The 24,199-nt window shown below is 53.8% G+C and carries 21 protein-coding genes and 7 tRNA genes; 3 read left to right on the top strand and 25 right to left on the bottom strand.

All coding sequences use genetic code 11. The features are described from left to right. Positions 1 to 135: 135 nt before the first annotated feature. Entirely contained in the window at positions 136 to 744 is a 609-nt protein-coding gene (locus tag F4V61_RS05760; protein ID WP_079782054.1) for an adenosylcobalamin/alpha-ribazole phosphatase, read from the bottom strand. Positions 745 to 840: 96 nt separating this feature from the next. On the opposite strand from F4V61_RS05760, the gene cobD reads away from it, so the two are divergent. After that, positions 841 to 1,935 (top strand): threonine-phosphate decarboxylase CobD, encoded by a 1,095-nt coding sequence (gene cobD, locus F4V61_RS05755; protein ID WP_079799158.1) that lies wholly within the window; start codon positions 841 to 843, stop codon positions 1,933 to 1,935. On the opposite strand, the gene nadD is transcribed toward cobD, so the two are convergent. Genes nadD through leuS form a run of 4 tightly spaced genes read right to left on the bottom strand, consistent with a single transcriptional unit; the run spans position 1,910 to position 6,771 of the window. Further along, positions 1,910 to 2,551, bottom strand: coding sequence for a nicotinate-nucleotide adenylyltransferase (gene nadD, locus F4V61_RS05750; protein ID WP_001518902.1), 642 nt, complete (start codon positions 2,549 to 2,551; stop codon positions 1,910 to 1,912). The genes cobD and nadD overlap by 26 nt on opposite strands. Position 2,552: 1 nt before the next feature. Beyond that, positions 2,553 to 3,584 carry a DNA polymerase III subunit delta gene (gene holA, locus F4V61_RS05745; RefSeq protein ID WP_079828916.1) on the bottom strand — a complete coding sequence of 344 codons (1,032 nt, stop codon included), beginning with the start codon at positions 3,582 to 3,584 and terminating at the stop codon, positions 2,553 to 2,555. Then, the gene (lptE, locus tag F4V61_RS05740; protein WP_080160882.1) at positions 3,584 to 4,174 is read right to left on the bottom strand and encodes an LPS assembly lipoprotein LptE; all 591 of its coding nucleotides are present in this window, start codon (positions 4,172 to 4,174) and stop codon (positions 3,584 to 3,586) included. The genes holA and lptE overlap by 1 nt, the downstream gene beginning before the upstream one ends. Before the next feature lie 14 nt (positions 4,175 to 4,188). Further along, on the bottom strand, positions 4,189 to 6,771 hold the full coding sequence (leuS, locus tag F4V61_RS05735) for a leucine--tRNA ligase (protein WP_001157882.1): 2,583 nt from the start codon (positions 6,769 to 6,771) through the stop codon (positions 4,189 to 4,191). A gap of 233 nt (positions 6,772 to 7,004) precedes the next feature. On the opposite strand from leuS, the gene F4V61_RS05730 reads away from it, so the two are divergent. Continuing rightward, positions 7,005 to 7,478: a zinc ribbon-containing protein gene (locus F4V61_RS05730; protein WP_001044890.1), complete on the top strand. Its 474-nt coding sequence runs from the start codon at positions 7,005 to 7,007 to the stop codon at positions 7,476 to 7,478. Positions 7,479 to 7,573: 95 nt separating this feature from the next. Here the strand turns inward: F4V61_RS05730 and rihA are convergent, their stop codons facing one another. The 10 genes from rihA to miaB form a co-directional block, all read right to left on the bottom strand. Then, the gene (gene rihA / locus F4V61_RS05725) at positions 7,574 to 8,509 is read right to left on the bottom strand and encodes a pyrimidine-specific ribonucleoside hydrolase RihA (RefSeq protein ID WP_001207443.1); all 936 of its coding nucleotides are present in this window, start codon (positions 8,507 to 8,509) and stop codon (positions 7,574 to 7,576) included. A gap of 116 nt (positions 8,510 to 8,625) precedes the next feature. Next, a complete protein-coding gene (gltL, locus tag F4V61_RS05720; RefSeq protein ID WP_000631371.1) occupies positions 8,626 to 9,351 on the bottom strand; it encodes a glutamate/aspartate ABC transporter ATP-binding protein GltL in 726 nt (241 codons plus the stop codon). Continuing rightward, positions 9,351 to 10,025 carry a glutamate/aspartate ABC transporter permease GltK gene (gltK, locus tag F4V61_RS05715; RefSeq protein ID WP_000271835.1) on the bottom strand — a complete coding sequence of 225 codons (675 nt, stop codon included), beginning with the start codon at positions 10,023 to 10,025 and terminating at the stop codon, positions 9,351 to 9,353. Before gltK ends, gltL begins: the two co-directional genes overlap by 1 nt. Further along, on the bottom strand, positions 10,025 to 10,765 hold the full coding sequence (locus tag F4V61_RS05710; RefSeq protein ID WP_080160881.1) for an amino acid ABC transporter permease: 741 nt from the start codon (positions 10,763 to 10,765) through the stop codon (positions 10,025 to 10,027). Before F4V61_RS05710 ends, gltK begins: the two co-directional genes overlap by 1 nt. Positions 10,766 to 10,925: 160 nt before the next feature. Further along, positions 10,926 to 11,834: an amino acid ABC transporter substrate-binding protein gene (locus F4V61_RS05705; RefSeq protein WP_001177083.1), complete on the bottom strand. Its 909-nt coding sequence runs from the start codon at positions 11,832 to 11,834 to the stop codon at positions 10,926 to 10,928. A gap of 354 nt (positions 11,835 to 12,188) precedes the next feature. Next, entirely contained in the window at positions 12,189 to 13,727 is a 1,539-nt protein-coding gene (gene lnt / locus F4V61_RS05700) for an apolipoprotein N-acyltransferase (RefSeq protein ID WP_000853089.1), read from the bottom strand. An 18-nt stretch (positions 13,728 to 13,745) separates the two neighbouring features. Then, a complete protein-coding gene (gene corC, locus F4V61_RS05695) occupies positions 13,746 to 14,624 on the bottom strand; it encodes a CNNM family magnesium/cobalt transport protein CorC (protein ID WP_038396557.1) in 879 nt (292 codons plus the stop codon). A 156-nt stretch (positions 14,625 to 14,780) separates the two neighbouring features. Continuing rightward, positions 14,781 to 15,248: an rRNA maturation RNase YbeY gene (gene ybeY, locus F4V61_RS05690; protein ID WP_058819221.1), complete on the bottom strand. Its 468-nt coding sequence runs from the start codon at positions 15,246 to 15,248 to the stop codon at positions 14,781 to 14,783. Further along, positions 15,245 to 16,291, bottom strand: a complete 1,047-nt coding sequence (locus tag F4V61_RS05685) for a PhoH family protein (RefSeq protein ID WP_058345627.1) — start codon at positions 16,289 to 16,291, stop codon at positions 15,245 to 15,247. The genes ybeY and F4V61_RS05685 overlap by 4 nt, the downstream gene beginning before the upstream one ends. A gap of 204 nt (positions 16,292 to 16,495) precedes the next feature. Beyond that, entirely contained in the window at positions 16,496 to 17,920 is a 1,425-nt protein-coding gene (miaB, locus tag F4V61_RS05680) for a tRNA (N6-isopentenyl adenosine(37)-C2)-methylthiotransferase MiaB (protein WP_000162753.1), read from the bottom strand. A gap of 143 nt (positions 17,921 to 18,063) precedes the next feature. Between miaB and ubiF the strand changes: the two genes are divergently transcribed. Next, on the top strand, positions 18,064 to 19,239 hold the full coding sequence (gene ubiF / locus F4V61_RS05675; protein WP_080160880.1) for a 3-demethoxyubiquinol 3-hydroxylase: 1,176 nt from the start codon (positions 18,064 to 18,066) through the stop codon (positions 19,237 to 19,239). Between the two features lie 121 nt (positions 19,240 to 19,360). On the opposite strand, the gene F4V61_RS05670 is transcribed toward ubiF, so the two are convergent. From F4V61_RS05670 to nagC, 10 genes are all read right to left on the bottom strand, one after another. Continuing rightward, a tRNA-Gln gene (locus F4V61_RS05670) sits at positions 19,361 to 19,435 on the bottom strand. A gap of 21 nt (positions 19,436 to 19,456) precedes the next feature. Next, a tRNA-Gln gene (locus F4V61_RS05665) sits at positions 19,457 to 19,531 on the bottom strand. 45 nt (positions 19,532 to 19,576) lie between these two features. Beyond that, a tRNA-Met gene (locus tag F4V61_RS05660) sits at positions 19,577 to 19,653 on the bottom strand. Positions 19,654 to 19,668: 15 nt separating this feature from the next. Then, positions 19,669 to 19,743 (bottom strand) — tRNA-Gln (locus tag F4V61_RS05655). A gap of 35 nt (positions 19,744 to 19,778) precedes the next feature. Further along, positions 19,779 to 19,853 (bottom strand) — tRNA-Gln (locus F4V61_RS05650). Positions 19,854 to 19,876: 23 nt separating this feature from the next. After that, positions 19,877 to 19,961: transfer RNA gene (locus tag F4V61_RS05645), tRNA-Leu, on the bottom strand. A gap of 7 nt (positions 19,962 to 19,968) precedes the next feature. Beyond that, positions 19,969 to 20,045, bottom strand: a tRNA-Met gene (locus F4V61_RS05640). 220 nt (positions 20,046 to 20,265) lie between these two features. Next, positions 20,266 to 21,930, bottom strand: a complete 1,665-nt coding sequence (gene asnB, locus F4V61_RS05635; RefSeq protein ID WP_038396549.1) for an asparagine synthase B — start codon at positions 21,928 to 21,930, stop codon at positions 20,266 to 20,268. A 246-nt stretch (positions 21,931 to 22,176) separates the two neighbouring features. Next, positions 22,177 to 22,929: a ribonucleotide monophosphatase NagD gene (gene nagD / locus F4V61_RS05630; RefSeq protein WP_000153143.1), complete on the bottom strand. Its 753-nt coding sequence runs from the start codon at positions 22,927 to 22,929 to the stop codon at positions 22,177 to 22,179. 46 nt (positions 22,930 to 22,975) lie between these two features. Further along, positions 22,976 to 24,196, bottom strand: a complete 1,221-nt coding sequence (gene nagC, locus F4V61_RS05625) for a DNA-binding transcriptional regulator NagC (RefSeq protein WP_000187573.1) — start codon at positions 24,194 to 24,196, stop codon at positions 22,976 to 22,978. Positions 24,197 to 24,199: the final 3 nt, after the last annotated feature.

Genomic DNA, 24,199 nt, shown 5'->3' with positions numbered 1-24,199 from the left:
GAAAGCATCGCCATTTTTGTAAAACAATTTCTGCAAAGCTCTGCAAGGTGAAAAAAGCCTGGCTGCGGAGAATAACAGCCTGTCGGGGGCTGTCAATGGGCGAAACCGCTGCGGCGAGAAAAAACGGAAAATTCATCACTCAGGCCGCCAGACGGCACGACTATTTAATACTTTTAGGGTGGCGAACCCTTCGCATATGTCGATTGCGCTCCAGCATCCCTGTTCTACCCGGAAATGCCATAGCGAGGCGGCGGGCATTGCAAGCAGACGGGCAATCAACAGGCTGAGTACGCCCTGATGGCTGACGATCAGCAGGTTCTGGCAATCGCTGAACGCGTCGAGTCGCGAGATAAAGCGCTCTACGCGCCGGGTAAAAGCCTGAAAACCCTCGCCATTGGTCGGAACCGCATTCTGCCAGTCCGTACACCAGGCGGCATAGCTTTCAGCATCTTCACGGGTGAGGTCGCGGTGATGGCGCATTTCCCAGTCGCCGAAGTACATCTCATTAAGCTCAGGTAAGATGTGTTGCCGCGTATCCCGGCCCTCCAGTATGAGTCGGGCGGTATGGCGCGCGCGCTCCAGTTCGCTGCGCAATACCCTGTCAAATGGCGCGTGGCGCAATAAGGTATGTAGCGTTTTCGCCTGGCCAATCCCTTTTTCCGTTAACGGCGTGGGAGCATGTCCGCTATACAACCCGGCGACATTGGCCTCGGTTTCGCCATGACGCACCAGCCACAATCGCATGGTATCCCTCATGATGGTTAAATGCGCAAAACATGATAATGGCCCTGATTGCGCAACGTTTTTTCACTAAAATAGCGTTTTTTGGTCGGAGGCATAATGGCGTTATTCAACAGCGCGCATGGCGGTAACATTCGGGAAGCCGCGACGGTGCTGGGCATCTCGCCTGACCAGTTACTGGATTTTAGCGCAAACATTAATCCGCTGGGTATGCCTGTCAGCGTGAAACGCGCGCTTATCGACAATCTGGACTGTATTGAGCGCTACCCGGACGCCGATTATTTTCATCTGCGCCAGGCTCTGGCGCGTCATCATCAGGTGCCGGCATCGTGGATACTGGCGGGAAATGGCGAGACGGAGTCAATCTTTACCGTGGCGAGCGGCCTTAAACCGCGTCGTGCAATGATTGTCACGCCAGGTTTCGCGGAGTATGGCCGGGCGCTGGCGCAAATTGGCTGTGAAATTCGTCGTTGGTCTCTACGCGAAGCGGATGGCTGGCAGCTTACCGATGCCATTCTTGAGGCGTTGACGCCCGATCTGGACTGCCTGTTTCTGTGTACGCCCAATAATCCTACCGGCCTGCTGCCGGAGCGGCAGTTATTACAGGCCATTGCCGAACGCTGCAAATCGCTGAACATTAACCTGATCCTGGATGAGGCGTTTATCGATTTTATTCCGCATGAGGCGGGCTTTATTCCTGCTCTTAAAGATAATCCGCATATCTGGGTGCTGCGTTCGCTGACCAAATTTTATGCCATTCCCGGCCTGCGGTTGGGATATCTCGTCAATAGCGATGACGCGGCGGTGGCGCGGATGCGTCGCCAACAAATGCCGTGGTCGGTGAACGCGCTGGCGGCGCTTGCCGGTGAGGTAGCGTTACAGGATAGTGCCTGGCAACAGGCGACCTGGCATTGGTTACGGGAGGAGGGCGCCCGGTTTTATCAGGCGCTTTGTCAGCTCCCCCTGCTGACGGTCTATCCCGGGCGGGCAAACTATCTGTTGTTACGCTGTGAGCGAGAGGATATTGACCTGCAGCGACGGTTGCTGACGCAGCGGATTTTAATCCGTAGCTGCGCTAACTACCCGGGGCTGGACAGCCGCTATTATCGTGTGGCGATACGCAGCACTGCGCAAAACGAGCGTCTGCTTTCGGCGCTGCGCAATGTGCTTACCGGTATAACCCCTGCTGATTGATGTAGTTCAGCACGTTTTCCGGCAACAGATCGTCGCAGGATTCGCCTTTTTCCAGCCGTTCGCGGATGAGGGTTGCGGAGATATTAAGCCAGGGCGTTTCCGCCAGGTAAATTTTACCGGCTGGCAACTGGTGCAGATCGTCCGGCGTATGGGTCAGATGCTGTTCCAGCCACTGCTGGTGTTGCGCCTGCGTCATTTCAAGGGGGTAGCCGGGACGACGACAAACGATCAGGTGAGTGTTATCAAGGATGGTGTCGTAATCATGCCAGGTGGGGAAGTTAAGCAGCGAGTCCTGGCCGATAATAAACGCCAGCGGCGCTTCGGGACCCTGTTCTTCGCGCCATGCTTTCAGCGTTTGCGCAGTGTAAGAGGGCGCGTTTCGCTGTAGCTCGCGTTCATCCAGCGTAAAAAGCGGCTTATCGGCGATAGCCAGCTCCAGCATATATTTACGCTGCGCGCTGGAGGCTTCCGGCTGGGGGCGATGCGGCGGCACATTGTTAGGCATAATAATCACCCGCGATAAGCCGATCAGATTCGCCAGCGTTTCAACAGGTTTAAGATGTCCATAATGCACCGGATCAAAGGTGCCGCCGAATAAAGCCTGTAACGATTTCATATCACCCATCAATAAATACGTCTGCCAGCGCCTTATGGCAGAGCAGGAGCGATAGCCCTTCAAGCTCTGCCCATACCGACTGACCATAATCCTGTTTGAGCGTAATTTCTGTACGCGTCAGTAACTGCACGGCCTGGCGAAGCTGTGCAGGATGGAGACGCTGCAACGCGTCGCCGATCATGGGGCGGCGGTTTTGCCAGATCCGGTGCTTATCAAACAGCGCGCGTAACGGCGTATGCGCGGACTGACGTTTGAGATTTACCAGTAGCAGCAGCTCTCGCTGGAGGGTCCGCAGCAGAATGACCGGCTCGCTGCCTTCAAGGCGTAGCTGTTGCAGGATATGCAGCGCGCGTTTGCTTTTCCCCATCAGTAACGCATCCACCCAGTGGAAAGGGGTAAAGTGGGCGGCGTCATTGACGGTCTGCTCCACGCGAGGAAGCGTTAACTTACCGTCAGGCCAAAGCAGCGACAGTCGTTCCAGCGCCTGCGCCAGCGCCAACAGATTGCCCTCATAGCAATAGCACAACAGTTGGTTCGCGGCGTCATCCAGTTGCAAATTCTGTGCTTTCGCTCTGGCGGCAACCCAGCGGGGAAGCTGCGCCTGCTCCGGCGTCTGACAACTGACCTGAACGCTCCGGTCTGCCAGCGCGGCGTACCAGGCGGCGTTTTCCTGCGCTTTGGTGAGCTTATTTCCGCGCACGATTAACAGCAGGTCTTCATGCAGTAGACCGATCAGCGTGGCGAGTTGCTCATTCATTACCGCGTTAGGCCCGTTTTCCGGCAGTTGCAGCGCCAACGTTTGACGACTGGCGAACAGGCTCATCGCCTGGCAAAGTGAGAAAAGCGATCCCCAGTCGGTACTTGGATCGAGCGTAAAAGCGTGGTGCTCTTCGAATCCTTGCGACGCAGCCGCCAGACGAATGGCATCCTGACTTTCCTGCAACAGCAGCGGATCGTTACCCAATAGCAGATATGCCGCGCGCAGCCCTTCTTTGAGCTGCGCACGGAGTTGTTCAGGATACAACCTGATCATTAGTGATTCAGCGTAGTGGAGACGCGCGCTGGCGTAGAGGCAGGGGGCACCGTCTCATTATCTGCGGTAGCCTCCTCTTTCGTCGTCTGAATATCCGCCGCGCGGACGCTGGTCAGCTTACGAATCAGCTGTTCAGCGGCTTTGTCGTACATCTCCTGAACGATCATGGCCTGCTCATTATCCTTCGCCAACGCCATTTGCGGGTTATCAAAGAACGAACGGTATACTTTCGTGCTGATAGGATAGATGTCATGGCCCGGAATCAATACCGAGGCGTTGACGGTCATCACCATCTGATATTCCGCCGTCTGGCCGTCCTGGAACACCGATGCCGTATCCTGCGAAATAGTCACCGTTCCAAGCCGCAGAGACGGGACGTCTTTACGCGTTGTGTCTTTTTCAAGCAGGTTTACGTTATTCAGCCGTAACTGATTACGTACCGCACGACTTAGCGGACCGTTCGGATCGCCGGAATCGAGGATCATCGTTTTCATTGAAGCCGGAACCTGCGTAGTGCTACGCAGATGCCAGCCGCATCCGGCGGTGACCAGCACCGCCAGAGATAACAACAGTGTTACCAGATATCGCACGCTTCCTCCCGCGCTTAGCCAACAACCAGATTGAGGAGTTTACCCGGAACGTAAATCACTTTACGCACGGTAACGCCATCAAGATATTTTGCCACCAGGTGTTCCTGGCCTGCGCGCTCGCGCACCTGCTCTTCAGTGGCATTTACCGGTACGGTGATTTTGCCGCGCACTTTACCGTTTACCTGTACCACAATCAGCGTGGACTCTTCGACCATCGCTTTATCGTCCGCCACCGGCCACGGCGCGTTATCAATATCGCCTTCGCCTTCCAGCGCCTGCCACAAGGTAAAGCAGACGTGCGGCGTGAACGGGTTAAGCATACGCACGACCGCCAGCAGCGCTTCCTGCATCAGAGCTCTGTCCTGCTCGCTGTCCTGCGGCGCTTTCGCCAGCTTGTTCATCAGCTCCATGATCGCCGCAATGGCGGTGTTGAACGTCTGACGGCGGCCAATATCATCGGTCACTTTGGCAATGGTTTTATGCACATCGCGACGCAGCGCTTTTTGATCGTCGTTCAGCGTATCTACGTTCAGCGCCGCGACAGAACCTTTAGCGGTGTGTTCGTAAACCAGCTTCCAGACGCGTTTAATAAAGCGGTTTGCGCCTTCTACGCCGGACTCCTGCCATTCCAGAGTCATATCCGCCGGAGAAGCGAACATCATAAACAGGCGTACCGTGTCCGCGCCATAACGTTCAACCATGACCTGCGGGTCGATACCGTTATTTTTGGACTTGGACATTTTACTCATGCCAGTGTAGACCAGCTCATGACCCGCTGCGTCTTTTGCTTTTACGATGCGGCCTTTTTCATCGCGCTCGACGATAGCGTCAACGGGCGAAACCCAGTTACGCTCGCCGTTTTCGCCGACATAATAGAACGCATCCGCCAACACCATGCCCTGGCACAGCAGTTGTTTAGCCGGTTCATCAGAGGTCACCATACCGGCGTCGCGCATCAGCTTATGGAAGAAGCGGAAGTAGAGCAGGTGCATAATGGCATGTTCAATACCGCCAATGTAGATATCCACCGGCAGCCAGTAGTTTGCTGCTTTTGAGTCCAGCATACCTTCCTGATACTGCGGGCAGGTATAACGTGCGTAGTACCATGACGATTCCATAAAGGTGTCGAAGGTGTCGGTTTCACGCATCGCAGGCGTACCGTTAACGGTGGTTTTCGCCCACGCCGGATCGGCTTTAATCGGGCTGGTGATGCCGTCCATGACTACGTCTTCCGGCAGGATCACCGGCAGTTGATCTTCCGGCGTCGGGATCACTGTGCCGTCTTCCAGGGTGACCATCGGGATCGGCGCGCCCCAGTAGCGCTGACGGGAAACGCCCCAGTCGCGCAGACGGTAGTTGACTTTACGTTCGCCGACGCCTTTTGCCGCCAGCTTGTCGGCAATGGCGTTAAACGCCGCTTCAAAGGCCAGGCCGTCGAACTCGCCGGAATTAAACAGCACGCCTTTTTCGGTCAGCGCCTGCGTGGAGAGATCCGGCGCGGAGCCGTCGGCGGCCAGAATAACCGGTTTGATGGTCAAACCATATTTGGTGGCGAATTCATAGTCGCGCTGGTCGTGGCCCGGAACGGCCATCACCGCGCCAGTGCCGTACTCCATCAACACGAAGTTTGCCGCCCATACCGGGATCTCTTCGCCGGTTAACGGGTGGATCGCTTTAAAGCCGGTATCAACGCCTTTTTTCTCCATGGTCGCCATTTCAGCTTCGGCAACTTTGGTGTTGCGGCATTCGTCAATGAAAACCGCCAGCTCAGGATTGTTCGCCGCCGCTTTCTGCGCTAGCGGATGACCGGCAGCCACAGCCAGGTAGGTGGCGCCCATAAAAGTGTCAGGGCGGGTGGTATAGACGGTCAACGTGTTATCGTAACCTTTCACGTCGAAGGTGATTTCCACGCCTTCAGAGCGGCCAATCCAGTTGCGCTGCATCGTTTTCACGGTATCAGGCCAGTGGTCCAGCTTATCCAGATCGCTCAACAGTTCGTCTGCGTAAGCGGTGATTTTGATAAACCACTGTGGAATCTCTTTACGCTCAACTTTGCTATCGCAGCGCCAGCAGCAGCCGTCGATAACCTGCTCGTTGGCGAGAACGGTCTGATCGTTAGGGCACCAGTTGACCGCAGAGGTTTTCTTATATACCAGCCCTTTTTTGTACAGCTCGGTGAAGAACTTCTGTTCCCAGCGGTAGTATTCCGGGGTGCATGTCGCCAGTTCACGGCTCCAGTCATAACCAAAGCCCAACATTTTGAGCTGGTTTTTCATGTACGCGATGTTGTCGTACGTCCACGGCGCCGGCGCAGTGTTGTTTTTCACCGCAGCGCCTTCCGCAGGCAGGCCAAACGCGTCCCAGCCGATAGGCTGCAGCACGTTTTTACCTAACATACGCTGGTAGCGGGCGATCACGTCACCGATGGTGTAGTTACGTACGTGGCCCATGTGTAGTCGGCCAGAAGGATAGGGAAGCATCGACAGGCAGTAATACTTCTCTTTGCTCTCGTCTTCGGTCACTTCAAATGTGCGCTTCTCATCCCAGTGAAGCTGTACTTTGGATTCTATCTCTTCCGGGCGGTATTGCTCTTGCATGGCAGCCAGTAGTCCTGTTTTCAATACAGCTACAAATGTAGCTTTGGAGGTGGTGTTTAGATCCGCATAGCATAGCCCAAACGCCCGCGCCAAAACAGCTTTTCACGCATTCCGCGGTGAATTAGCGCTACGATTTTCTTGCATGAATTTACAGACTCTGTGGACAGCCTTGCAAAGCGTAACGTAAATAAGGTCTATTATTATAGGCAGTTAACGATCCGGGAGACGACGTGATGAACAAAGTTGCTCAATATTACCGCGAACTGGTGGCCTCATTAAGCGAGCGTTTACGCAATGGCGAGCGCGACATTAATGCGCTGGTGGAGCAGGCGCGCCAGCGTGTGATGCAAACAGGGGAGTTAACGCGGACCGAGTTGGATGAATTGACGCGCGCCGTCAGACGCGATCTGGAAGAATTCGCCATGAGCTACGAAGAGAGCCAGGACGACAGCGTCTTTATGCGGGTCATTAAAGAGAGTCTGTGGCAGGAGCTGGCGGATATTACCGATAAAACACAACTAGAGTGGCGTGAAGTCTTTCAGGATCTCAATCACCACGGAGTTTATCACAGCGGAGAGGTAGTGGGTCTGGGCAATCTGGTATGCGAGAAATGCCACTTCCATTTAGCGGTCTATACGCCGGATGTGCTGCCGCTGTGCCCGAAATGCGGGCATGACCAGTTCCAGAGAAGACCGTTCGAGCCGTGATTTATCTTTGCCGGATGGCGACGTGTTGCGTCTTATGCGGCCTGCGACATACCCTTTCCTCAGGCCGGATTAGCGATAGCGCCATCCGGCGAAAATTACCCGTAAAATTTGAGTCGTTCGGCTAACAGATCGACAAACCCTTCGCGATCCACGTCCACCATTACGGTGGCGTTTGGCTTATTCCCCGTCAGAAAATAATAATCCACTACCGTCATCCCCTGGGTATATTTCCCCTGAGTTTCCACGCCGACCCAACGTTCAACGGTGGTAAACAGTTCCGCTTTCAGCAGCCAGGCAATGGTGCACGGATCGTGCAGAGGCGCGCCGGTAAATCCCCATTTTTCGTCTTTATGATATTCGAGGAAGAAGTCGAGCAGTTCGGCGACAATGGTGGAAATGGGGTTGCCAATCGCGCGGAAGCGCTCGATATCGGCAGTGTGAATCTGTGCTTTATGGGTGACATCCAGCCCGGCCATCAACACCGGAATACCCGACTGGAAGACGATTTCGGCCGCTTCCGGGTCGACGTAAATATTAAATTCCGCAGCAGGCGTCCAGTTCCCCAAGCCCATTGCGCCGCCCATGATTACGATACGCGCAATTTTCGCGTGCAGCTCCGGATGGCTATTGAGCAACAGCGCGACGTTGGTCTGCGGGCCGGTGGCGACGAGGGTGACGGGCTGCGGGCTTTCGCGCAGGGTTTTTGCCATCAGCTCTACGGCAGTGCAGTTTTGCGGCGCGAAAGACGGCTCCGGCAGCGCCGGGCCGTCGAGGCCGCTTTCGCCGTGAACGTTATCGGCGATTATCAGCTCGCGCATCAGAGGCTTGACCGCGCCGCCCGCCACAGGAATATCAGATCGTTTGAGCAGCGTCAGCATTCGCAGTACGTTGCGCAGCGTCTTATCCGGCGTCTGGTTGCCAGCGGAAGAGGTGATCGCTTTCACGTCCAGTTCAGGGGAGGCGAGGGCGAGAACGATGGCGATAGCGTCATCATGACCTGGATCGCAATCAAGAATAATAGGCAGTGCCATTGTGGCTCCTTGTCAGTAGTACTTTGTGACAAGGTTAACGCCCGGCTGGATACGTTTCGAGAAGCGAAGAGGTAAAGCGTGAGATAGCGCGCACTTTGACGTGCGCGCCGGGAATGTTAGTGCAGGATTTTCGCAAGGAAGTCTTTTGCGCGATCGGAACTGGGGTTAGCGAAGAACTCCTCTTTTGGCGAATCTTCGACGATTTTACCTTCATCCATAAAAATCACCCGGTTCGCCACTTTACGGGCAAAGCCCATTTCGTGTGTCACTACCATCATGGTCATGCCTTCGTGGGCCAGTTCGACCATGACGTCCAGCACCTCGTTGATCATTTCTGGATCAAGCGCGGAGGTGGGTTCATCGAATAACATGGCGATAGGATCCATACACAGCGCACGGGCAATCGCCACGCGTTGTTGTTGGCCGCCGGAAAGCTGGGCGGGATATTTATTGGCGTGCGCCGAGAGCCCAACGCGCTCAAGCAGCTTGAGCCCTTTATCGCGGGCGGCGGCTTTATCGCGTTTCAGCACTTTCACCTGCGCCAGCGTTAGGTTTTCGATGATCGACAGGTGAGGGAACAGCTCGAAGTGCTGGAATACCATGCCCACGCGGGAACGGAGTTTCGCCAGATCGGTTTTTTTGTCGTTCACAATAATGCCGTTAACGGTAATTTCGCCTTTTTGCACCGGTTCCAGACCATTGACGGTCTTAATCAGCGTTGATTTACCGGAACCTGATGGGCCGCAGACCACTACCACTTCGCCTTTTTTCACTTCTGTTGAACAATCGGTCAGCACCTGAAAGTGACCATACCATTTTGAAACATTTTTCAGGGTAATCATTAAACTGTCCTTTTCTTCAAATAACTGACCAGTAAAGATGCGCTCAGGCTAATAACAAAATAAACGGCGCCGGCGAACAGAATCATTTCGACCTGCGTACCGTCACGTTCGCCGATAGTAGACGCGGTGCGGAAGAAGTCCGCCAGGCTTAATACATAAACTAAAGAGGTGTCCTGAAATAGCACGATGCCCTGCGTAAGCAACAGCGGCACCATCGCCCGAAACGCCTGCGGCAGAATAATCAACCTCATGGATTGCCAGTGGGTCATCCCCAGAGCCAGCGCGGCGCTGGATTGCCCGCGGGAAATACTTTGAATACCGGCGCGAATAATCTCGGAATAGTAAGCCGCTTCAAACATGGAGAATGCAACCATTGCGGAGATCAGGCGGATATCGGTTTTCGGCGATAGCCCCAGCACGTTTTGCAGAAAGCCGGGCACAATCAGATAGAACCACAGCAAGACCATAACCAACGGTATGGAACGGAAAACGTTAACATACGCTTTAGCAAACCAGGCGATAGGGGTAAAGCTTGAGAGGCGCATTACGGCCAGAATGGTTCCCCAGACTATCCCCACGACAACGGCAGTGACGGTGATCTTCAGCGTGATGACCAACCCGGCCAGCAGATAGGGCATGGAGGGGATAATCGAACTCCAGTCAAAATCGTACATTATTTACTCCCCACGTTGCCCGGCAGACGGACTTTACGTTCAACCAGGCTCATGACCAGCATGATAACGGCGTTAATTAGCACATAGGCCAGCGTAATGGCGGTAAAAGATTCCCAGGCGTGCGCCGAGTAATCCAGCAACTTGCCTGCCTGCGCCGCCATATCCACCAAACCGATGGTTGAGGCGATAGCTGAGTTTTTAACCAGGTTCATCATCTCTGACGTCATAGGCGGCACGATAACGCGATAGGCATTCGGCAGCAGGACATAACGGTATGTCTGCGGCAGCGTTAGCCCCATCGCCAGCGCCGCGTTCTTCTGTCCGCGAGGCAGGGACTGAATAGCAGCGCGCACCTGTTCGCAAACGCGGGCGGCGGTAAACAGTCCCAGACAGATCATAGAGGAGAAGAAAAACTGAATATTGGGATCGAGTTCCGCCTTAAACCACATGCCGAGATCTTCCGGCAACAGTTCAGGCACCACCAGATACCAGGTAAAGAATTGCACGATCAGGGGCACGTTACGAAACAGTTCTACATATAAAGCACCCAACCCGGAGAGGAAACGGTTGGGAACGGTACGTAAAATGCCAAAAATAGATCCTATCAGGAAAGCGATAATCCAGGCAGTAATCGAAAGGGCTACGGTGACCTGAAAACCACTCCATATCCAGCCGAGATAGGTGGTATTGCCGAAAGGGGCTTCCTGTAAAAAAATCCCCCAGTTCCAGTCTATTGACATACATCTACTCCGAAAAAAAAGGGTAGCAGCGCTACCCTCGAAGATTATTGCCCGGCGATTTGCGGTTTCAGGCCCGATGGGGAACGACCATCAGGCTTATAGTCTGTCCGTGCTGAGCGACAATCGAGAGGGCAGGAGTTCCCGCCCCATTTAGTTTTAGTTAGTTAAGCGCTTTATCATTCGGTGCTTTGAACAGGGCTTTCATCTCGTCAGACAACTCGAAATTCATGTTCAGGTTTTTCGGTGGGATCGGATTTTTAAACCACTTATCAAACCACTTTTCCGCTTCACCGGAGGTTTGCGCCTGAGCGATGGTATCGTCCATCAGCTTTTTAAACTCAGGGTCGTTTTTACGCAGCATACAGCCGTAGGCTTCCTGGGACTGCGGTTTACCGACAATCTCCCAGTTATCCGGCTTCTTCGCTTTGGCGCGCTCGCCGGCCAGCAGCGCGTCATCCATCATAAAGGCGACGGCGCGACCGCTTTCCAGGGTGCGGAACGAGTCACCGTGGTCTTTCGCGCTAATAATACGCATCCCCATCTTTTGCTCTTCGTTAAGCTTATGCAGCAGAATTTCAGAGGTCGTTCCGGAGGTTACGACGACCGCTTTGCCTTTCAGATCCGGGAAATCTTTAATATCGCCGCCTTTTTTAGTCAGCAGTCGCGTCCCGACGACGAAAATCGTATCGGAGAAGGCGGCCTGTTTCTGGCGCTCAAGGTTGTTAGTCGTTGAACCGCATTCAAAATCGAAGGTTCCGTTTTGTAATAGCGGAATGCGGTTTTGCGAGGTGATCGGGAGCAGCTTCACCTGCAGATCGGGCTTGTTCAGTTTCTTTTTTACCGCTTCAACAATGGCGTTGGAGTAGTCCTGGGAATAGCCGACCACTTTCTGCTGGTTGTCGTAATAAGAAAAGGGCACAGAAGATTCGCGATGGCCAACGACGATCACGCCATTTTTGGCGATCTTGTCCAGGGTGCTACCGGCGGCAGGCGCGCCATCTTCTGCGTGCGCCAGGCCCGCAGACAGTCCCATGACCAACATTGCTGTGGTTAGCTTACGTAATTGCATATCCAACTCCTTTATCATCTGCGCCGTTGACGCATTGATAGCTATTGTGATGTTGTTATTGCCTGCAACTTGCGCGTGCAGTGTTATGTGTGTTTGTTAACATTTAGTGTGGCTTGTTGTAAATATTTTGCTGCGATATTGTTTATTTTTGCGAAGTGCGCCGCACCGTTCAGAGGCAAAAATCCTACATTGCACCGTTCAGGTGCTACCGACGAGCGATTCTGGTGCGACCAGGTTGCACAAGCAGCCAGAACAGGTTTGCCATGTTTAACAAAGCAATAGACGTGCCAGAATGGGGGAAAAAGGAGGATTTTCAGGCCGGATAAATGAAGCGCCATCCGGCCTGGGGAGAGATTATTTCCGTCGTTGTCGCAGACTCATCACTACCGCGCCAAAAGCAAACAGCGCGGTCAGTACCCATAGCGGCCAGTTGCCGGTACGGGCATAGGGAGTTAAACCCGTGGTTGGCGTGACGTGGGTGGTCAGTACCTGGCGTGTGAACTGCGGGATCATCGCCTGAATTTCGCCCTGCGGGCCAATCACCGCCGTAATACCGTTATTAGTACTGCGCAGCAACGGACGCGCCAGCTCCAGCGAACGCATCCGCGCCATCTGGAAATGTTGCCACGGGCCAATGGACTTACCAAACCAGGCGTCGTTAGAAATCGTCAGCAGATAGTCGGTGTCCGGGCGGAAGTTATCCCGCACCTGCTCGCCGAGAATAATTTCATAACAGATGGCCGCCGTCAGCTTATAGTCGTGCGCATGTAACTGCGGCTGGATATAAGGGCCGCGGCTAAAAGAAGACATGGGCAGATCGAAGAACGGCGCCAGCGGACGCAGAATAGACTCCAGCGGGACAAACTCGCCAAAGGGCACCAGATGATTTTTGTTGTAGCGATTGGGCGAGTCATAACTGTACGGATTATCCTTGCCTAGCGTGATAATCGTATTGTAGGTGTCGTACCGGTTCTGTTTATTGAGCCGCGCATCGACTATTCCAGTGATCAGCGTGCTATTTTTTTCGCGCAACATCTCGTCCAGCGAACGGAGGAAGGGCTGCTGATTGATTTCGAGATCCGGAATCGCCGACTCCGGCCAGATAATAATCTGTGATTTGCCTAACTCTGGTCGGGTTTCGTTGAGATAGATTTTTAGTGTATTCAGTAGCTGGTTTTCGTCCCACTTCAGCGACTGCGGGATATCGCCCTGCACCAGCGATACCTGGGTTGCTTTGGACGGTTCCAGCGTAAACCACTGGATATAGCGTAGCGGAAAGGGCAGGGCAAACAGAACGATAGCGGCAGCCAGCGGGCGCCAGTTCCGCGTCGCCAATGTCAGCGCTAATAGTCCGCTGACCATCATCAGCAGGAAGTTGATCGCTTCGACGCCCATCACCGGCGCCAGCCCTTTTAGCGGACCGTCTACCTGACTATAGCCAAACTGCAGCCAGGGGAAGCCGGTCAGTACCCAGCCGCGTAAAAATTCGGTGATTTGCCATATTGCAGGCGCGGCGATAGCGGCGCGCAGCCAGTCGGTTTTCGGCCACAGGCGCGACAAAATACCGGCAAACAGTCCGGTGTATAGCGAGAGATAAGCTGCAAGCAATACCACCAGAAAAACGTTAACCGGGCCCGGCATCCCGCCAAACTGCGCGATACTGACATAAACCCAGTTAATCCCGGAGCCGAAAAGTCCGAGCCCCCAGCAATAGCCGATAGCGGCAGACTGGAGCGGGCGGCGATTGAACGTTAAGGCCTGCAACCCGACAAGCGACACTATCGCCGCGGGCCAGACGTCATACGGAGAGAAAGCCAGTGTTCCGCAGGCGCCGAATAATAACGCCAGCAGCAGGCGAATACGCTGGCGTTCAATTAACGAGGCAAATGCCATTTTTAGTCCACTATTATGTTATTCGTCCAGTTTGGGCTGGGGCGAGTCATCCGGAATTCTGACATGAACCTGAATAATACGACGGCTGTCGGCCATCGCCACTTTGAACTGATAACCATCAATGTCAATAGTTTCGCCGCGGGCCGGTAAATGGCCGAACGCCTGCATTACCAGTCCGCCGATGGTATCGACCTCTTCATCGCTGAAGTGGGTGCTGAAAGCGTCATTAAAGTCTTCGATCGACGCCAGGGCGCGAATCGTCCAGGTGTGGCGACTAAGCTGACGGAAGTCGATATCGTCTTCTTCGTCATACTCATCTTCAATTTCACCGACAATCAGTTCAAGGATGTCTTCGATAGTCACGAGGCCAGAAACGCCGCCGAACTCGTCAATCACGATCGCCATGTGGTAACGCTGGGAGCGGAACTCCTTGAGCATACGATCGACGCGTTTGCTCTCCGGCACGACAACGGCGGGGCGTAACACTTTGTCCATGCTGAAGGCTTCGGCATCGCTGCGCATAAACGGCAGCAAATCTTTGGCCATCAGAATCCCTTCAATGTGATCTTTATCTTCACTGATCACCGGAAAACGCGAGTGGGCGGACTCAATGATAACATCGAGACATTCGTCCAGCGTCTGGTTGCGTTTCAGGGTAATCATCTGGGAGCGCGGGATCATAATGTCGCGAACGCGCTGGTCGGCGATGTCCATTACGCCTTCGAGCATATCGCGCGTATCTTCATCGATAAGCTCGTTCTGCCCGGAATCACGGATCAGCGCCAGCAATTCATCACGGTTTTTGGGTTCACCGTGGAAAAGTTGGCTGAGTAGCAGGGAAAAAAATCCCTTTTTACTGTTTACTGTGTCACTACTGTGTGAATTGTCGTCGCTCATGGCGTCGTATGGGTTCTCATGTTAGTTATAACGTGTCCGGCGCGCGTAAACTCAGCGCCCGGTATGGCATGTATTGCCTGATGGCGTTACGCTTATCAGGCCTACAAAATGCATGAACACAGGCGGGATAAGGCGCATGCGCCGCTATCCGGCATGCTATTCCTTCTCGGCAATGTACGGATCCTCATAGCCCATAGCAAGCATAATCTCCGTTTCGAGAGACTCCATCTCTTCCGCTTCGTCATCGTCTATATGATCGTAACCCAGCAAATGTAGGCTACCGTGTACCACCATGTGCGCCCAGTGCGCCTCCAGCGGCTTGCTCTGTTCCTGCGCTTCCTGCTCCACGACCTGACGGCAAATAATCAGATCGCCCAGTAGCGGCATTTCAATGCCCGGAGGCGCTTCAAATGGGAAGGAGAGAACATTAGTGGGTTTATCTTTCCCGCGGTACGTCAAATTAAGGTCGTGGCTTTCGGCCTCATCCACCAGACGGATTGTGACTTCCGACGTTTCCTGAAACTGCGGAATAACGCCGTCCAGCCAGCGTTGAAACTGAGCTTCATCCGGCAGGCCCGAGTGGTTTTCACAGGCCAACTGTAAATCGAGGATTACCTGGCTCATTTCTGTTCCTGCTCCTGGGCTTCACGCTTACGCTCCGCCGCCAGCGCCGCTTTACGTTTTTGTTCGGCTTCTTCCCAGGCTTCATAGGCGTTAACAATGCGCGCAACGACCGGATGACGCACCACATCTTCGCTGTGAAAGAGGTTGAAACTGATTTCATCGACTTCCGCCAGCACTTCAATGGCGTGACGCAAGCCGGATTTGGTATTGCGCGGCAGGTCGATCTGCGTCACGTCGCCGGTGATCACGGCCTTCGAGTTAAAGCCGATGCGCGTCAGGAACATCTTCATCTGTTCGATAGTGGTGTTCTGGCTTTCATCAAGAATGATAAAGGCGTCGTTTAACGTGCGTCCGCGCATATAAGCCAGCGGCGCGACTTCAATCACGTTGCGCTCAATCAGCTTCTCGACTTTCTCAAAGCCGAGCATTTCAAATAGCGCGTCATACAGTGGGCGCAGATAGGGATCTACCTTCTGACTTAAATCGCCTGGCAGAAAGCCGAGTTTTTCTCCAGCTTCCACCGCCGGGCGGGTCAACAGGATGCGGCGGATTTCCTGGCGCTCCAGGGCGTCTACCGCCGCCGCCACAGCCAGATAGGTTTTCCCGGTACCCGCTGGGCCGACGCCGAAGGTAATGTCATGATCGAGAATATTGGCAATGTACTGCGCCTGGTTCGGCGTACGCGGTTTAATCACGCCACGCCTGGTTTTGATATTGATAGCTTTGCCGTAATCCGGCACGCTTTCCGCGCTCTGCTCCAGCACCCGCGCTTCTTTGATCGCCAGATGAATTTGTTCCGGTTCGATATCCTGAATCTGACCGCGCATCGGAGCGGTATCGACATACAGGCTTCGCAAAATATCTGTCGCCGCGGTCACGCAAACTGGGCGACCGGTCAGTTTAAAGTGATTGTCACGGCGGTTGATTTCAATACCGAGACGACGTTCGAGCTGTTTAATATTGTCATCAAACGGCCCGCAAAGGCTCAACAGACGGGCGTTATCTGCGGGCTCAAGGGTAATTTCGCGAGTGTCTATATTCAAACCGTTCCTCTTGTGTTTGTATCGCCGGATAACGGATGACTACCGGCCTGTAAGGAAATTATTCACGCCAGTGGGTAAAGGCGCAAGCAATGCAATGAAGATGGGGATGAAGAGGGAAAATTGCAAGGCCCGTCGGGCAACGGGCCATGACCAGTAGGCCCGATAAGCGCAGCGCTATCGGGCATTATTGTCTTTCCATCAGGATTAAGGCTGGTAGAATCCTACGCCCAGCTCGTTTTCTTTACGGGTACGGGCAATCACGGACTCCGGCGTTTCGGCGACGCGCAGCCCCATTTCATCTTCGGTGCGTACCACTTTCCCGCGTAGTGAATTAGGGTAGACGTCGGTAATTTCCACATCGACAAACTTACCAATCATCTCCGGCGTTCCTTCAAAGTTCACCACCCGGTTGTTTTCGGTACGACCAGACAGCTCCATAATATTTTTACGCGACGTGCCTTCCACCAGAATGCGCTGTGTGGAGCCGAGCATACGTCGGCTCCACGCCATCGCCTGCTGATTGATACGCTCTTGCAGAATATACAGACGCTGCTTCTTCTCTTCTTCCGGTACGTCATCAACCATATCGGCAGCAGGTGTTCCCGGACGCGCGGAGAAGATAAAGCTGTAGCTCATATCAAAGTTGACGTCGGCGATAAGCTTCATGGTCTTTTCGAAATCATCGCTGGTTTCGCCAGGGAAACCGACGATAAAATCAGAGCTTATCTGAATGTCCGGCCTTGCCGCGCGCAGTTTACGGATAATCGCTTTATATTCCAGCGCAGTATGGGTTCGCCCCATCAGATTTAGCACGCGATCGGAACCGCTCTGTACCGGCAGATGCAGGAAACTGACCAGCTCCGGCGTATCGCGGTACACCTCGATAATATCGTCGGTGAACTCAATCGGATGGCTGGTAGTAAAGCGAATACGGTCAATGCCGTCGATGGCAGCAACCAAACGCAGCAGATCGGCAAATGTGCCGGTGGTGCCGTCGTAGTTTTCCCCGCGCCAGGCGTTAACGTTCTGGCCCAGCAGGTTGACTTCTCGCACGCCCTGCGCGGCCAACTGAGCGATTTCAAACAGGATATCGTCAGAGGGACGGCTTACTTCTTCACCGCGGGTATACGGCACCACGCAATAAGTGCAATATTTATTGCAGCCTTCCATGATAGAAACGAAAGCGGTCGGGCCTTCCGCGCGCGGTTCCGGCAGACGGTCGAACTTCTCGATTTCCGGGAAGCTGATATCGACCACCGGGCTGCGGTCGCCACGCACGGAGTTAATCATCTCCGGCAGGCGGTGTAAGGTTTGCGGGCCAAAAATAATGTCGACGTAATGGGCGCGTTGACGAATGTGCTCGCCTTCCTGGGACGCCACGCAGCCGCCGACGCCGATAATCAGATCGGGATTTTTCTCTTTTAACAGTCTCCAGCGACCTAATTGATGGAAGACTTTTTCCTGAGCCTTCTCGCGGATTGAGCAGGTATTCAACAGCAGCACATCCGCCTCTTCCGCCACGTCGGTCAGTTGATACCCGTGGGTGGCGTCCAGCAGATCGGCCATCTTCGATGAATCGTACTCGTTCATCTGACAGCCCCAGGTCTTAATATGGAGTTTTTTAGTCATCGACTTGCTCTTGCGAAATAGTGGCTGAAAAGCAGGGCGCATAGTGTAATGCTTTGGCGCGGTTGTGACCAGTATGACTGACGTCAGCCCTAATGGGTAAAAAATCCTGTAAACTTGTTTAAAACGTAACAGGATGAATGACCATGACAAATCAACCAACGGAAATTGCCATTGTCGGCGGGGGAATGGTCGGCGGCGCGCTGGCGCTGGGACTGGCGCAGCAAGGGTTTACGGTGATGGTAATAGAACATGCCGCGCCTGCGCCGTTTATGGCTGACAGTCAGCCTGATGTGCGGATTTCGGCCATTAGCGCGGCATCTGTATCTCTTCTCAAGGGGCAGGGCGTTTGGGAGACGGTGCAGGGTATGCGTAGCCATCCCTATCGGCGACTGGAGACCTGGGAGTGGGAAAACGCCCAGGTGGTGTTCGACGCCGCTGAACTCAAGCTGCCGCTGTTAGGCTATATGGTGGAGAACAACGTCCTGCAACAGGCGCTGTGGCAGGCGCTGGAGGCGCATCCCGGCGTGACGCTGCGCGTTCCGGCTTCACTGGCAGCGTTGCACCGCCACAACGATGGCTGTGCGCTGGAACTGGCTGACGGCGAACGTATTACGCCAAAGTTGGTTATTGGCGCCGACGGCGCGAATTCGCAGGTACGGCAAATGGCGGGAATTGGCATTCATGCCTGGCAATATGCGCAGTCGTGTATGCTTATCACCGTCAAGTGTGAAAATGCGCCAGGCGACAGCACCTGGCAGCAGTTTACGCCAACAGGGCCGCGCGCTTTTTTACCGCTGTTCGACGACTGGGCGTCGCTGGTATGGTATGACGCTCCAGCACGTATTCGCCAGCTACAAGGTTTATCCATGGCGCAATTGCAGGTGGAAATAAACAAGCACTTTCCGACGCGTCTGGGGGCCGTGACACCCGTCGCGGCGGGCGCGTTTCCGCTAACCCGTCGTCACGCGTTGCAGTATGTGCGACCGGGACTGGCGCTCGTGGGCGACGCGGCGCATACCATTCATCCGTTGGCAGGGCAGGGCGTCAACCTGGGGTATCGGGATGTTGATGCGTTGATTGATGTGCTGGCGAGTGCCCGTAGCTATGGCGAGTCCTGGGCCAGCCATTCGGTGTTGAAACGCTATCAGACGCGGCGCATGGCAGATAATTTTATGATGCAAAGTGGAATGGATCTGTTTTATGCCGGGTTTAGCAATGAACTACCGCCGCTGCGTATTTTACGCAATATGGGGCTGATGGCGGCGCAGCGCGCAGGCGTGCTAAAACGTCAGGCGCTGAAATATGCGTTAGGAGTGTAGAATGTTGTGTGCCTGATGGCGCTGCTCTTATCAGGCCTGCCTTGTAGGCCGGGTAAGTTTTACCACCCCCGGCGTTCCGAACAGAAAAGCAAAAAGCTCGCCGAAGCGAGCTTTTTTAAGTTGGCTGGGGTACGAGGATTCGAACCTCGGAATGCCGGAATCAGAATCCGGTGCCTTACCGCTTGGCGATACCCCAATCGTGAACGGCTTTTAAAGTTGGCTGGGGTACGAGGATTCGAACCTCGGAATGCCGGAATCAGAATCCGGTGCCTTACCGCTTGGCGATACCCCAACAAATTATTTTCGGATTACCGGGCGACCCCGACATTCCTGAATATGGTGGCTACGACGGGATTCGAACCTGTGACCCCATCATTATGAGTGATGTGCTCTAACCAACTGAGCTACGTAGCCAAGTGATTTCTTCGATGGCTGGGGTACCTGGATTCGAACCAGGGAATGCCGGTATCAAAAACCGGTGCCTTACCGCTTGGCGATACCCCAATACCGTCGCGGTGAACCGCAAACTCGAAAAAATATGGCTGGGGTACCTGGATTCGAACCAGGGAATGCCGGTATCAAAAACCGGTGCCTTACCGCTTGGCGATACCCCATCCGTACAACGCTTACAGGTGAATGGTGCGGGAGGCGAGACTTGAACTCGCACACCTTGCGGCGCCAGAACCTAAATCTGGTGCGTCTACCAATTTCGCCACTCCCGCAAAAAGATGGTGGCTACGACGGGATTCGAACCTGTGACCCCATCATTATGAGTGATGTGCTCTAACCAACTGAGCTACGTAGCCATCTTTTTTCACGTTACCTTATCGGCGTTGCGGGGCGCATTATGCGTATTGAGCCTTGAAGCGTCAACCTCTTTTTCATCGAAAAACGTTGGAAAGTGTCTGTTTGGTTAGGTTGCGAACAGCGTGACGTAATATTCGGCAATTATTGGTTATTAATCACTTTTCAGAAAGTGGTTTGTCATAAAAAAAGAGCCCCTAAGAGCTCTTTCGTCATGGTTATTTACTGGTATGCCGACTGATGCACGCCGACCGCGCGCCCTGACGGGTCATCCATCGTTTTGAATGCTTCATCCCACTCAATTGCTTTGGCGGAGGAACAGGCTACGGACGGGCCGCCCGGTACGCACTCCGCCGCGCTCGGCACTGGAAACAATTCTTCAAAAATTTCCCGGTACAAATACGCCTCTTTAGACGACGGCGTGTTGTATGGGAAGCGGAAACGTGCGGTTTCCAGTTGTTGATCGGAAATCTGTTTTGCCGCGACTTCTTTTAGTGTATCGATCCAACTGTAGCCCACACCGTCCGAAAACTGCTCTTTCTGACGCCACGCCACGCTCGCCGGCAGATACGATTCAAAACACTCGCGCAGTACGTGCTTTTCCATTTTGCCGTTGCCGCACATTTTATCTTGCGGGTTGATACACATCGCCACGTCGAGGAATTTTTTATCAAGGAACGGCACGCGCGCTTCTACGCCCCAGGCAGACATCGCTTTGTTGGCGCGGGCGCAGTCATACATGTGCAACGCCTGTAACTTGCGTACTGTTTCTTCATGCAGCTCTTTGGCGTTCGGCGCTTTGTGGAAGTAGAGATAGCCGCCGAAGACTTCGTCAGATCCTTCGCCGGACAGTACCATTTTGATGCCCATCGCCTTGATTTTACGTGACATCAGATACATTGGTGTCGACGCACGGATAGTGGTGACATCGTAGGTTTCGATGTGGTAAATCACATCGCGAATCGCATCCAGACCTTCCTGGACGGTGAAATGAATTTCGTGATGCACAGTGCCGAGATGGTTAGCCACTTCCTGGGCCGCCTTCAGGTCAGGCGAGCCTTCCAGACCTACCGCAAAAGAGTGTAACTGCGGCCACCAGGCTTCGGATTGTTCCTGATCTTCGACGCGACGGGCGGCGAATTTTTTGGTGATCGCCGAGATAATCGACGAGTCCAGACCGCCGGAGAGCAGTACGCCGTAGGGGACGTCGGACATCAGGTGGCTTTTCACCGACTCTTCCAGCGCCTGGCGCAGCGCGTTTTTGTCGGTAACGTTGTCTTTTACCGCATCGAACTCAAACCAGTCGCGCTGATAGTACTGGCGGATCTCGCCGTCTTTGCTCCACAGGTAGCTGCCCGCCGGGAACTCTTTAATAGTACGGCAGACCGGCGTCAGCGCTTTCATTTCCGAGGCCACGTAGAAGTTGCCGAATTCGTCATAGCCCATATACAGCGGAATAATACCGATATGATCACGACCAATCAGATAAGCGTTTTTTTCGCTGTCGTATAGAGCAAAGGCGAACATTCCCTGCAGATCGTCAAGAAATGCCGGACCTTTTTCCTGATACAGCGCGAGGATGACTTCGCAATCGGAGCCGGTCTGGAAATGATAACGATCGCCGTATTCTGCGCGTAATGCCTGATGGTTATAAATTTCGCCGTTGACGGCCAGCACGTGGGTTTTCTTTTCATTGTACAGTGGTTGAGCGCCGGCGTTGACGTCAACTATTGATAAACGTTCGTGTGCGAGAATCGCGTTATCGCAAGCGTAGATACCTGACCAGTCCGGGCCGCGGTGGCGCATCAGGCGTGACAGTTCAAGGGCTTTTTTACGCAGTTCAACTGCATCTGTTTTAATATCGAATATGCCGAAAATAGAACACATAACCTTCTCCGGTAATCTGTTGCGTCATACTTTTTGTGTTTGCTTGCAGTAAAAAATGCCGCAAACCGGGAGAGGGCGCAAGGGTTTTGCCGACCAGAAAGGAAAAAATGCAATAGCGGTTGATGATTGATAAAAAAAGCATATGTAATGTGCTTTTTAATTAAATAATTATCATTTTTATGGCTGTTTTTTTAATGAATTTTCTACAGGCCGGATAAGACGTACCCGGCCTGGGCGAGGGAATAATCAGATAACGTCGATCTCAGCGACGGAAGGGTAAATCCAACTCGGGCGGAACGGCATACTATCGATATCATTGATCGTTGATACGCCCGAAAGTACCAGAATGGTCTCCAGACCGGCCTGGAATCCCGCCAGAATGTCGGTACGCAGGTTATCGCCAACAATAACGGTCTCTTCCGAGTGCGCCTGCATTTTGTTTAACGCCGCGCGGATTATCCACGGGCTTGGTTTGCCGACATAAAACGGCTTGCGACCGGAGATTTTTTCAATGCCTGCGCACAGGGCGCCGCAGGCCGGGTAGAAACCGCGGCCATGGGTATCCGGATTGGTGGCGATAAAGCGCGCGCCATTAGCGACGAAAAATGCCGCCTTATGCATCATGTCCCAGTTGTAGGAGCGGGTCTCACCGACGATGACGAAATCAGGGTTCACATCGGTGATCGTAAAACCCGCTTTATAGAGTTCGTGAATGAGCGCGCCTTCGCCTACGACATACGCTTTCTTACCTTCCTGGCGGCGCAGAAAATCGGCTGTCGCCATTGCTGAAGTATAAAACACGCTGTCCGGCACGTTAACGCCAGCGGTGGCAAAGCGGTTCGCCAGATCCTGACCGGTTTGCGACGGGTAATTGGTCAGCAGCACCAGCGGCAGACCTTTTTCCAGAATCCCCGTCAGAAATTCCGCCGCACCGGGTACGGCTACGTTGTCGTGCATCAGCACGCCGTCGATATCGCAGATTACATTCTTGATGGTCATGAACTACCCAGGGAATTTGTGAATAATCCGATACTATAAGAGCGCATCAACTTTCCAGCAAACGTTGCAGTAATGTTCCGTTGAGCATGGCGCGTTTAACTAATGCAAATGCGCCGATAGCAGAACGGTGATCCAGCGTGGAGCGTACCACCGGCAAATTTTTGCGAAATGCTTTTAACGCCTGCGTATTGATACAGCTTTCTATAGCTGGCAACAGGACTTTATCGGCTTCAATGATCTCGCCGGCAATGACGATTTTTTGCGGATTAAACAGGTTGATAGCAATGGCGATCGTTTTGCCCAAATGGCGACCGACATGCTCAATGACTTCCGAGGCCAGACTGTCGCCCCTATTTGCCGCCTTACAGATGGTTTTAATCGTGCAGTCGTCAAGCGGAACACGGCTTTGATAGCCTTGTTTAAGCAAATTCAGCACTCGTTGTTCAATCGCGGCATTGGCGGCAATGGTTTCCAGACAGCCAAAATTTCCGCAGTGGCAGCGCTCGCCCAGCGGCTCCACCTGAATATGCCCAATTTCGCCAACGTTGCCGTTACGGCCAATGAAGATGCGCCCGTTAGAGATAATTCCGGCGCCTGTACCGCGATGGACGCGCACCAGAATCGAGTCCTCGCAATCCTGGCTGGCGCCGAAGTAGTGTTCTGCCAGCGCCAGGCTACGGATATCGTGTCCAACGAAACAGGTGACGTGAAACTGTTTTTCCAGCGCCTCGACCAGTCCCCAGTTTTCAACCTGAATGTGCGGCATGTAACGAATCACGCCGCTTTCCGGATCGACAAGCCCTGGCAGGATCACGGAAATAGCGATCAATTCACGGATTTTACGCTGACAGTTGTTAATAAAGACAGCGAGAGTGTTGAGCAGTGCGTGTTCCAGCGTCTCCTGGGTGCGCTCCGGCAGCGGATAATGCTCCTCAGAGATCACTTTACTACTCAGATCGTAGAGCGTTAAGGTGGTGTCATGACGCCCAAGGCGAACGCCAATGGCGTGGAAGTTGCGGGTTTCTGTGACGATAGAGATAGCGCGGCGGCCTCCGGTGGAGGCCTGCTGATCGACTTCTTTAATCAGCCCGCGTTCAATGAGTTGACGCGTAATTTTCGTTACACTGGCGGGAGCAAGCTGGCTTTGCTCGGCAATTTGTATGCGCGAGATAGGACCGTGCTGGTCAATCAGGCGGTAAACGGCCGCGCTGTTAAGCTGTTTTACGAGATCAACATTACCTATCTGAGCTTGTCCGCCTGGCGTCATATT

Origin of the sequence: Salmonella enterica subsp. arizonae (assembly GCF_008692845.1) — a bacterium.
GTDB lineage: Bacteria > Pseudomonadota > Gammaproteobacteria > Enterobacterales > Enterobacteriaceae > Salmonella > Salmonella arizonae.
The sequence above is the reverse complement of the archived record's forward strand: the minus strand, read 5'-3'. Positions and strand labels throughout refer to the sequence as shown.

Coding starts and splice junctions, on each gene's coding strand:
- F4V61_RS05760 (WP_079782054.1), bottom strand. CDS start 744: ATGCGATTGTGGCTGGTGCGTCATGGCGAAACCGAGGCCAATGTCGCC.
- cobD (WP_079799158.1), top strand. CDS start 841: ATGGCGTTATTCAACAGCGCGCATGGCGGTAACATTCGGGAAGCCGCG.
- nadD (WP_001518902.1), bottom strand. CDS start 2,551: ATGAAATCGTTACAGGCTTTATTCGGCGGCACCTTTGATCCGGTGCAT.
- holA (WP_079828916.1), bottom strand. CDS start 3,584: ATGATCAGGTTGTATCCTGAACAACTCCGTGCGCAGCTCAAAGAAGGG.
- leuS (WP_001157882.1), bottom strand. CDS start 6,771: ATGCAAGAGCAATACCGCCCGGAAGAGATAGAATCCAAAGTACAGCTT.
- F4V61_RS05730 (WP_001044890.1), top strand. CDS start 7,005: ATGAACAAAGTTGCTCAATATTACCGCGAACTGGTGGCCTCATTAAGC.
- rihA (WP_001207443.1), bottom strand. CDS start 8,509: ATGGCACTGCCTATTATTCTTGATTGCGATCCAGGTCATGATGACGCT.
- gltL (WP_000631371.1), bottom strand. CDS start 9,351: ATGATTACCCTGAAAAATGTTTCAAAATGGTATGGTCACTTTCAGGTG.
- gltK (WP_000271835.1), bottom strand. CDS start 10,025: ATGTACGATTTTGACTGGAGTTCGATTATCCCCTCCATGCCCTATCTG.
- F4V61_RS05710 (WP_080160881.1), bottom strand. CDS start 10,765: ATGTCAATAGACTGGAACTGGGGGATTTTTTTACAGGAAGCCCCTTTC.
- F4V61_RS05705 (WP_001177083.1), bottom strand. CDS start 11,834: ATGCAATTACGTAAGCTAACCACAGCAATGTTGGTCATGGGACTGTCT.
- lnt (WP_000853089.1), bottom strand. CDS start 13,727: ATGGCATTTGCCTCGTTAATTGAACGCCAGCGTATTCGCCTGCTGCTG.
- corC (WP_038396557.1), bottom strand. CDS start 14,624: ATGAGCGACGACAATTCACACAGTAGTGACACAGTAAACAGTAAAAAG.
- ybeY (WP_058819221.1), bottom strand. CDS start 15,248: ATGAGCCAGGTAATCCTCGATTTACAGTTGGCCTGTGAAAACCACTCG.
- miaB (WP_000162753.1), bottom strand. CDS start 17,920: ATGACTAAAAAACTCCATATTAAGACCTGGGGCTGTCAGATGAACGAG.
- ubiF (WP_080160880.1), top strand. CDS start 18,064: ATGACAAATCAACCAACGGAAATTGCCATTGTCGGCGGGGGAATGGTC.
- asnB (WP_038396549.1), bottom strand. CDS start 21,930: ATGTGTTCTATTTTCGGCATATTCGATATTAAAACAGATGCAGTTGAA.
- nagD (WP_000153143.1), bottom strand. CDS start 22,929: ATGACCATCAAGAATGTAATCTGCGATATCGACGGCGTGCTGATGCAC.
- nagC (WP_000187573.1), bottom strand. CDS start 24,196: ATGACGCCAGGCGGACAAGCTCAGATAGGTAATGTTGATCTCGTAAAA.